Origin of the sequence: Staphylococcus arlettae (assembly GCF_002902345.1) — a bacterium.
Classification (GTDB): domain Bacteria; phylum Bacillota; class Bacilli; order Staphylococcales; family Staphylococcaceae; genus Staphylococcus; species Staphylococcus arlettae.
In genome coordinates this window covers 351,768-360,142 of sequence record NZ_PPQB01000005.1, presented here as the reverse complement: position 1 = coordinate 360,142, position 8,375 = coordinate 351,768, and the positions used below count along the sequence as shown (strand labels likewise).

Genomic DNA, 8,375 nt, shown 5'->3' with positions numbered 1-8,375 from the left:
TTAAAATCGTGTTCTACTTTTTCTTCTACTTGTGGCAACAAATCTTCTTCAATTTCTTCAACTTTTCCACATTCCATACAAACTAAATGATGATGAAAATGTTTAGCCCCTTCTTTACGTAAATCAAAACGAGCAACGCCATCGCCAAAATTAATTTTATCTACTACTTTTAATTCGGCTAATAATTCTAATGTTCTATAAACCGTTGCTAAACCTATTTCAGGTGCTTTATCTTTTACTTTTAAATAGACATCTTCAGCACTTAAGTGATCTTTTTCATTTTCAATTAAAACTCTTAAAGTTGCTTCACGTTGTGGAGTTAATTTGTATGATGACTGTTGTAATTGTTGCTTCACGCGATTTAATCGTTCTTCCACGGAAGCCTCACTCCTCTACTAATAATTATAATCATTTTAATTTACATAATGATTCATATATAAAATACCAATAATTGATAAAATGTGCAAGTTTAAATACTTTTTATTTAGAATGATTATAATTAAGTAATAGGTATTGAATGGCTATAATGGTTTTGGCATCTGTAATTTCGCCGTTTTGTAATTTTGTGGTTGCTTCCTCAATTGATAATTCATGTAATTCTACAAACTCATCATCATCTAAATTCATTTCACCAATTCTCAAGTTATCAGCAAAATAAATTGATATTTTCTCATTTGTAAACCCTGGAGAACCATACATTTCTGTGATTAACTGTAAATCGTCAGCAATATAACCAGTTTCTTCTTCTAATTCGCGTTGTGCTGCCGATGTTCTGTCTTCATTTAGTTCTAGTTTACCTGCTGGTATTTCTAATAAAGTATTTTCTATAGGTTTTCTAAATTGCTTCACTAATATGATTTTATTATTAGGTGTTATAGCACATACTGCAACAGCGCCATTGTGTTTAACAAGCTCACGTTTTGACGTTTGTCCGTTGGGTAAAGCTATATCGTGGACTTCTAAATCTATAATCTTGCCATTATATATCGTAGTTTTGGCAATTGTTTTTTCGTTTAGTTCCATCGTAATCACTGTCCTTTTAATTAGTATAAGTTATTGTTAAGATTAATTTATTGATAATTGAGGTGTAGTATAAACACATGGGCATATTTACATTATGTCATATGTTAATTATTCAGTGTTTTGCAACGACTAAATGGCACCTCTTTATCTTATTTAATTAGTGTATCGAAAGGAGTATTAACATGCAAAAGAACATATTAAAAAGTGGCATAGAATTATCAGAAATTGGTTTAGGTTGTATGAGTCTTGGTACAGCATATGATCATGCTGAAAGTATCATTGAACGTGCAATTGAACATGGTATCACTTATTTTGATACAGCTGATATTTATGATAAAGGTGTGAATGAAGAAATCGTAGGTAAAGCACTTAAAAAATACCAAAATAGAGATGATATTGTTGTAGGTACTAAAGTAGGTAATCATTTACAACAAGATGGTTCGACATTTTGGGATCCATCAAAAAAACACATAAAATCTTCTGTAAAAAAGTCGTTACACAGATTAGGATTAGACGAACTACAACTTTATCAATTGCACGGAGGCACAATTGATGATCCGTTAGATGAAACGATAAGTGCATTTGAGGAGTTAAAGCAAGAAGGTATAGTTCAAGCTTATGGTATTTCTTCTATTCGACCAAATGTTATTCGTTATTATTTAGAGCATAGTGACATTGAAACACTCATGTCTCAATTTAATTTAATTGATAACAGACCCGAAGCGCTTGTAGATGAAATACATGCACATAATGTTAAAATTTTAGCACGTGGTCCTGTTTTTAAAGGATTATTAACAGCAAACAGCAATCAAGCGTTGGATAACAAATTTGCTGACGGTATTTTTGACTATAGTTATCAAGAACTTGGAGAAACAATCGCTTCTGTTAAAGAAGTAGAAAATAACCTGACAGCACTAACTTTTAACTATTTACAATCACAAAATGCGTTAGGTTCCATTATTGTAGGTGCAAGTAGCGTTGAGCAATTAGATGAAAATATTGAAAATTATAAAGCTGCTAAAGCCATTGGTGTCGATCAATTAAAAGCAGCACGTGAACGCGTAAAAGATTTAAATTACACACAACACCTACAGTAAAAAGTCATATTTTGAATATCAATCCATTAATATAAAAATATTATTATGGTCACATCGTAAACTATCATTTGTTTAGATGTGACCATTTTTTATTGTTTGTTTTTGAATAATTTAGGTAACAATCGCTCGAACGTACGAGGTGCTAAATTATAAAATTTAAGTAATACATTCATCCAATAAGGTTTATTGATTTCTGTCTTTTTCCAAATGATACCATTAATAATATCTTTTGCTAATGTATCCGCATCAAGCATTATTGATTGATATTTTTGGGCGTATGTTAATGAAGGATCAGCTTTTTGATGAAATGCAGTATCAATCGGACCGGTATTCACAACCATGACATGGTAATTAGGATGCTCGAGACGTAATGCATTGAGTAATTGATTAAAAGCAGCTTTGCTGGCACCATAATGAGCAGCATATGCCTGTGTAATATGACTAGCTTGACTCCCTATACCGACAATTGTAGCTTTTGTAGCTAAATAAGGTTGCAAAACTTTAAATAATAAGTTGAAATGGACTACATTCAAATTATATGTGTCAGTGATTTCTTGGGCACTATGGTCAGATATAGATTTAAAGTAACCCATTCCTGCACTATAAATTAAGCCAGTAATCGTGGTGTTTTGAAAATATTGTTGCAACCCATTAATATCATCCATATTAAGTAAATCACATTCTATAATTTGCAATAAATTGTCTTCGTCTTTATTTTTTAATGCTGTTAATTTTTGTGGTGACCGTACTAAAACAGTTACTCTAACTTTTTGTTGTAGCAGTAACTTTAATAAGGATAACCCTACACCACTCGTAGCACCGGTCAAAACAAAGTGTTGACTACTCATTATAACGCTCCTTTATTTGTAATGATTTAATTATAGGATAAACGACATTGATATGTAAGTATCGACAGAAAATATTAGGAATATTCATTATCTATGTTAGTATAGAAACATCAAAAGATAAGGAAGTGTTGAAACTACATGAAACTAGTATTTTATGGGGCAGGCAATATGGCACATGCTATATTCACCGGCATAGTAAACTCAAATGTTATTGAGTCGAACGACATTTATCTAACGAACAGATCAAATGAAGGTGCACTAAAAGCATATGCAGAAGAATTAGGTGTGAACTATAGTTATGATGACCACGCCCTACTTGCTGATGCCGATTACGTTTTTTTAGGTACAAAACCATATGATTTTGAAAATTTAGCTGAACGCATAAAACCACATATTGCTCAACAAAATAAATTCATCTCAATTATGGCTGGCTTACCGATAAGCTATATCCAAGAATTACTAGATACAAAAAATCCAGTAGCACGAATAATGCCAAATACAAATGCACATGTTGGACATTCGGTGACTGGTATAAGTTTTTCAAACAACTTCGGCCCTTCTTCAAAAGAAGAAGTAGATGAACTAATTAATGCATTTGGCTCTGTTATTGAAGTATCAGAAGATAATTTACACCAAGTAACAGCAATTACAGGAAGCGGCCCAGCATTTTTATATCATGTATTCGAACAATACGTAACTGCAGGTACGCGTTTAGGTTTAGAAAAAGACCAAGTAGAAGAATCAATTAGAAATTTAATTATTGGGACAAGTAAAATGATTGAACGTTCTGAATTGAGCATGGAACAACTGAGAAAAAATATTACTTCTAAAGGCGGTACTACGCAAGCAGGTTTAAATGCCTTATCGGAATATGATATTGAAGGTATTTTTGAAGATTGTCTACGTTCTGCAGTTAATAGAAGTGTAGAATTATCAAATCAAGATGACGAAGTTTAAGGGAGTGGGACAGAAATCTGATTTTGAAAAAATGATTTCGTCGTCCCACCCCGGCAAGGATGACTAGCGTTGAAATAAGCTTGGTTTAAAGCGCATTTTCAATGCAGTCAGCTACTGCCAATATGAAAAGAGACTAGGACAATTAATATTGTCCCAGCCTCTTCAAACTGTCGATAAAGTTTACAACTTTGTTGGCAGTTTTTTTGTGTACACATTCTGTGGTCACTGCCTTAGCCTGTAGTCTTCGGCAAGTGCCTTTTCCGCAGGAGTCGGCTAAAGCACTGCTAATTATTAAAATAAATAATAATTAGCTATCATTTATTACGTATAGTCGATGTAATGTTAAATTTAGACATTGTGTATGAACTGAGATGAAGTAGTCCAAGGCTACTTCATCTATTTATATTTGGTAAGAGTCAAAATCATTAACAAATTGAAAACTTGGTAATGTGTCACCTTGCAATAAGTCATTATATATTGCTTCCACCTCTTCAAGTGTATATCGATTGCTAATATGTGTTACTAGACTATGTTTAACATTAGCTTTCTGCATTAAAGCAAATACATCTTCAATGTGACTGTGGTGATAATTATTCGCTAAAGTTTTGTCACCTTCTATGTATGTACTTTCATGCACCATAACATCCGCATTCAATGCAATTTGATATTCATTTGCGCAAGGTTTAGTATCTCCAAATATAGCAACTATGGGTCCCGGTGTCGGTGCCCCTTTAAAATCACAAGAATTGTAAATAACGTCTTCAAACTCAAACGTTTCGTGTTCTTTTACTTCTTGGTACTTAGGTCCCGGTTCTAGCCCTATTGATTTTAAAGCTTGGACATCTATCTTACCAGAGGTTTGTGGTGCTTCAATACGGTAACCGAATGAAGTTATACCATGATTTAAAATATCTGCTGTAACTGTAAAACCATTATGCTGATACGCAAAATGATTGTCGAGTTCAATAAATGTCAATGTGTAATTCAATCTTGATTCAGATAAAGCTAATGTTGTTTCGACAAATGATTTTATCCCTTTAGGACCTATAATAGTCAATGGTTTGCCTTCCCCACCTTGGAACGAACGACTTGTTAATAAGCCTGGTAGTCCAAAAATATGATCACCATGCATATGTGTTATGAAAATATGGTCTATTTTGCCTAACTTTATGGAATGGTGTAAGATTTGATGTTGTGTAGCCTCACCAACATCAAATAACCATATATTATTAGAATAAGGTTCTAAATTAAGTGCGATAGATTGTGTATTACGTTCTTTCGTAGGTAAGCCAGCACTTGTGCCGAAAAATGTGATTTCCATGAACGTGCCCCCTCTTCTTGAATACATTTTAGCATATAAAATTAAGAATGTTATAGTAAAGAAAAAATTGATTATAAGCAAAATGGTATGAACTATACGATTAATTAGTCTATAATTAAAGAAGATTTTAAAAAAGAATTGAGGTTTTTATCTTGAGTACTAGAAATAAGAATATACCATGTTTAATAACAATATTCGGAGCAACAGGTGATTTAAGCCACAGAAAACTATTCCCATCGTTATTTCATTTATACCAACAAGAAAATTTAAATGAGCATATTGCGATTATCGGTATAGGTAGAAGAGAGTTAACTAACGATGATTTCCGTAGTCAAGTGAAATCATCAATTCAAGAACACGTTAAAAACACCAAGCATTTAGATAAATTTATGGAACATGTTTTTTATCACAAACATGATGTGAGTGATGAAGCAAGTTATGAATCTCTACTAGAGTACAGTAATAAATTAGATAAAGAATTTAAATTAGAAGGCAATCGTCTATTTTATTTAGCGATGGCTCCAAAATTCTTTGGTGTGATTTCTGATTACTTAAAATCTTCTGGATTAACAAATACAGATGGTTTTAAACGTTTAGTGATTGAAAAACCATTTGGCACAGATTTGGCTTCAGCTGAACAATTAAATGAACAACTTCGACGTTCATTTAAAGAAGAAGAAATATATAGAATTGACCACTATCTTGGTAAAGATATGGTACAAAACATTGAAGTTTTACGTTTCGCAAATGCGATGTTCGAACCATTATGGAATAATAAATACATTTCAAATATACAAGTCACTTCTTCTGAAGTATTAGGCGTCGAAGATCGTGGCGGGTACTATGAATCAAGTGGTGCACTAAAAGATATGGTACAAAATCATATGTTACAAATGGTCGCATTATTAGCTATGGAGGCCCCTATTAGTTTAAACAGTGAAGACATTCGTGCTGAAAAAGTAAAAGCATTAAAATCTTTACGTAAATTAGAACCGGAAGAAGTAAGCCAAAACTTTGTACGTGGTCAATATGATAACGGTGTTATTGATGGACAAGAAGTAAGAAAATATCGTGATGAAGATCGTGTTGCTGAAGATTCAACGACCCCTACTTTTGTCGCTGGTAAATTGACAATTGATAACTTTAGATGGGCTGGTGTACCATTCTATATTCGTACAGGTAAACGTATGAAGAGTAAAACGATTCAAGTAGTTGTTGAATTTAAAGAAGTACCTATGAATTTATACTATGAAACAGATAAAAAATTAGATTCTAATTTATTAGTAATCAATATTCAACCAAATGAAGGCGTATCATTGCATTTAAATGCTAAGAAAAATGTTCAAGGCATTGAGACAGAACCTGTACAATTATCTTATGCTATGAGTGCACAAGATAAAATGAATACAGTTGATGCTTATGAAAACTTATTATTTGATTGTTTGAATGGTGACGCTACTAACTTTACTCATTGGGAAGAATTAAAATCAACTTGGAGATTTGTCGATGCTATTCAAAATGAATGGGATCAAACAGCACCTGAATTCCCTAACTATACTGCTGGTTCTAATGGACCATTGGAAAGTGATTTACTATTAAGTAGAGATGGTTTCCATTGGTGGGATGATATTCATTAATAATTAAAAGCACAAAAAAGCGATAACAAAGTGTCTTTTTACACTGATGTTGTCGCTTTTTTCTTTGTTCCTTTTTGTGTTATTATTTTAGTTATTGGAAACACCAACGCTACAAATTTTATAGGGCAAAATGTTACACACCAATATAGGTGTTATTAAGCTTCAAATAAGGTAAACTATACATAAGTAATAATAAGATTTTTTATAAAACGAAAGCAACTTTTGTAACATAGTTTCTGTTGCTTTATGATTTCGGCTTTGTAAGTTTTAGGAGTGAAAGTTTTGGACGTTATCAAGCAAATTCAGCAAGCAATCGTTTATATTGAAGACCATTTGCTAGAACAATTTCATTTGCAAACATTGAGTGATTACGTAGGTCTTTCACCTTATCACTTAGATCAATCATTCAAAATGATTGTTGGTTTATCACCGAGTGAGTATGCACAAGCACGAAAAATGACTGTTGCTGCACAAGAACTTCTTGATGGATCAGGTCGTTTAGTTGATATAGCAAAAAAATATCATTATGCAAATACGAATGATTTTGCATATGATTTTAGTGATTTTCATGGTATTTCACCATTACAAGCAAATGCTAAAAAAGAACGATTAAAAGTACAAAATAGGCAATATTTGAAAGTAACTACCACTGAAAAAGCACCTTATACATTTAGATTGGAAATAACTGCTGGTCTGAATTTGGTAGGTTATGCAAAATTCATTAACTCTGTAGATATTGAAAATCCTTTTAAAGTACCTGACTTTTTAGAAGATTTAGTGATAGAAGGTAAAATAACTGAGTTGCAGCGCTATAATAATATGAGTCCACATGAATTATATGTTATTAGCTGCCCTTTAGAATATGGCGTAGAAATATTTGTAGGTGTGCCGAGTGATCGATACCCTGAGCATTTAGAAAGTCGTTATTTACCAGAACGACAATACGCTAAGTTTAATTTACAAGGTGAAATTGATTATGTAACAAATGAGGCATGGCACTATATCGAAACAAGTTTACAATTATCATTACCTTATGAACATAACAGTTTATATGTAGAAGTGTATCCTTTCGATATTTCCTTTGAGGATAGCTTTACAAAAATACAATTATGGTTACCTGTAAATCAACAAGATATTTGATTAGAGGCTGGGACAATATTGATTCGTCCTAGTTTCTTTTTATATTGACAGTTTTTATGCACGCTTTCAGTGGGCACTGCCTCAGCCTGTAGTCTTCGGCTAGTGCTTTACCCACTGTAGTTGGCATAATCATTGCCAATAGGATATAGATTATATGTATCAGATAATTCGCTAGGTCGACATTATCTCCTACTAAGTAAATATACGAAAAAGCACTACTAATTTGACAAAGCTATATAAATAGAAAATAGACAAATCCTTCGCAAATTAATGCAAAGGATTTGTCTACGTTATGAAGGTTAGGACATCATTGATTTGTTCCAACCTCTTTTTATGTTGGAAGTTAGATGAC

General features: G+C 32.6%; 8 protein-coding genes. 4 read left to right on the top strand and 4 right to left on the bottom strand.

Translation table 11 applies throughout. The annotated features are described in order from the left end of the window. A partial coding sequence (gene fur / locus CD036_RS01910; RefSeq protein WP_258027380.1) for a ferric iron uptake transcriptional regulator occupies positions 1-377 on the bottom strand: 377 nt, incomplete at its 3' end. Positions 378-480: 103 nt separating this feature from the next. Next, positions 481-1,023, bottom strand: a complete 543-nt coding sequence (locus CD036_RS01905; RefSeq protein ID WP_002511206.1) for an NUDIX hydrolase — start codon at positions 1,021-1,023, stop codon at positions 481-483. A gap of 182 nt (positions 1,024-1,205) precedes the next feature. On the opposite strand from CD036_RS01905, the gene CD036_RS01900 reads away from it, so the two are divergent. Beyond that, complete coding sequence (locus CD036_RS01900) at positions 1,206-2,120, top strand: aldo/keto reductase (RefSeq protein ID WP_002511207.1); 915 nt, start codon at positions 1,206-1,208, stop codon at positions 2,118-2,120. Positions 2,121-2,209: 89 nt separating this feature from the next. Here the strand turns inward: CD036_RS01900 and CD036_RS01895 are convergent, their stop codons facing one another. After that, a complete protein-coding gene (locus CD036_RS01895; RefSeq protein ID WP_021458756.1) occupies positions 2,210-2,968 on the bottom strand; it encodes an SDR family NAD(P)-dependent oxidoreductase in 759 nt (252 codons plus the stop codon). A 138-nt stretch (positions 2,969-3,106) separates the two neighbouring features. Between CD036_RS01895 and proC the strand changes: the two genes are divergently transcribed. Continuing rightward, complete coding sequence (gene proC, locus CD036_RS01890; RefSeq protein ID WP_002511209.1) at positions 3,107-3,925, top strand: pyrroline-5-carboxylate reductase; 819 nt, start codon at positions 3,107-3,109, stop codon at positions 3,923-3,925. Between the two features lie 400 nt (positions 3,926-4,325). Here the strand turns inward: proC and rnz are convergent, their stop codons facing one another. Further along, positions 4,326-5,246 carry a ribonuclease Z gene (gene rnz / locus CD036_RS01885; RefSeq protein WP_002511210.1) on the bottom strand — a complete coding sequence of 307 codons (921 nt, stop codon included), beginning with the start codon at positions 5,244-5,246 and terminating at the stop codon, positions 4,326-4,328. A gap of 152 nt (positions 5,247-5,398) precedes the next feature. Here rnz and zwf point away from each other — a divergent pair, with 152 nt between their 5' ends. Together zwf and CD036_RS01875 are read left to right on the top strand one after the other, a co-directional pair. Beyond that, a complete protein-coding gene (gene zwf / locus CD036_RS01880; protein ID WP_002511211.1) occupies positions 5,399-6,883 on the top strand; it encodes a glucose-6-phosphate dehydrogenase in 1,485 nt (494 codons plus the stop codon). Positions 6,884-7,165: 282 nt separating this feature from the next. Next, positions 7,166-8,023, top strand: a complete 858-nt coding sequence (locus CD036_RS01875) for an effector binding domain-containing protein (protein WP_002511212.1) — start codon at positions 7,166-7,168, stop codon at positions 8,021-8,023. The last annotated feature ends 352 nt before the right edge of the window (positions 8,024-8,375 follow it).

Excerpts from the sequence above, each read along its gene's own strand:
- CD036_RS01900 (WP_002511207.1), top strand. The coding sequence starts at position 1,206 with ATGCAAAAGAACATATTAAAAAGTGGCATAGAATTATCAGAAATTGGT.
- rnz (WP_002511210.1), bottom strand. The coding sequence starts at position 5,246 with ATGGAAATCACATTTTTCGGCACAAGTGCTGGCTTACCTACGAAAGAA.
- CD036_RS01895 (WP_021458756.1), bottom strand. The coding sequence starts at position 2,968 with ATGAGTAGTCAACACTTTGTTTTGACCGGTGCTACGAGTGGTGTAGGG.
- CD036_RS01905 (WP_002511206.1), bottom strand. The coding sequence starts at position 1,023 with ATGGAACTAAACGAAAAAACAATTGCCAAAACTACGATATATAATGGC.
- proC (WP_002511209.1), top strand. The coding sequence starts at position 3,107 with ATGAAACTAGTATTTTATGGGGCAGGCAATATGGCACATGCTATATTC.